Below are 972 nucleotides of genomic sequence, written 5' to 3'. Positions count from 1 at the left end.
CATTGGCTCAAAAGATGGCGCGAGCAGCCTAGATCCGACCTTCGTGCTCAGCGCTCGTGAGACCGAAAATACCGTCGTCGCCAGAATTAACTACAAATTCTGAGCCTGTTGTCCTAACGCGGCGGCGCGAGGTCGCTGCGGCTGGGCTCGGTCGACGGGCCGGTGTTCTCGTGCCCGATCATCAAGGCCAACACGAGGCACGCTTGAGGCGTGTTTCGAGGCCGACTTCGACGGCGCGAAGCGAGCCCGATAAATCAGGTCTTCGCCCCCTCTCTCCAGGGCTTTTGTTTGGCGGCCCGGTAATCAGCTTCCCAGGGTAACGCGTCGAAGTCGGGCTTGTGGCCCGCTTCACGATAGGCGGTCTGACCGATGTAACTGGCTTTGCCCTGCTCCAAGATGCAGACAAAGGGCGGATTCCCCGGGCACCGGTAAACGCCAACAGCTTTTTCCATGCGACAAGGTATCTACGGATGCTCGAGGATGTCGTCCTTCATTGCGATGAGGGGGATGGCAGCGGCCAGGGACGGTCGTCGGGTTAGGACGGGAGAACGACGCCTCCAGGGCGCGCGCCGAGCTTCGCGTCGATTTGGCGCGCCAAGGCGGCCCGGCGCCCTGCTTTTGACACGAGACAAACCAAACAGGGGCCGAGCCCTTTCCGGCAGCGCTTGAGGGAAACGGCGCCGAGTAGTGAGTGTATCGCTCTCGCTAGAGTTGTTGGAATGCAGCCTTTTGGATGATGGCCCGCGCGACCGAGGTTGCCTGAAAGGCAGGCGCGTTGGCCGGCGCCCTTCGGGAGCTTTGGGTGGACTTGGGCAGGCGTCGGCCGGGGCGGATTGGGGGCCGCCGCAAGCACAAGGTAGTAGAAGGCTGGTTCCAGCGCCTATGGTGTGACGGCGGAAGGTGCCGTCTTCACATAAGCCCAGATTGGTGGATCAGGTGGGCAACTCGCACACCAAGGCCCGTTGTGAACCT

1 protein-coding gene is annotated in these 972 nt (G+C 62.0%); it reads right to left on the bottom strand.

Annotated elements, in window-relative coordinates:
- Positions 1-254: 254 nt before the first annotated feature.
- Positions 255-452 carry a hypothetical protein gene (locus JT360_RS33170; protein ID WP_214477678.1) on the bottom strand — a complete coding sequence of 66 codons (198 nt, stop codon included), beginning with the start codon at positions 450-452 and terminating at the stop codon, positions 255-257.
- Positions 453-972 lie beyond the last annotated feature (520 nt).

It is taken from the genome of Mesorhizobium sp. dw_380, from assembly GCF_018588885.1.
In the GTDB taxonomy this organism is placed as follows: Bacteria; Pseudomonadota; Alphaproteobacteria; order Rhizobiales; family Rhizobiaceae; genus Mesorhizobium.
Note: the sequence above shows the minus strand (reverse complement) of the source record. Positions and strands in the feature narration are given on the sequence as shown.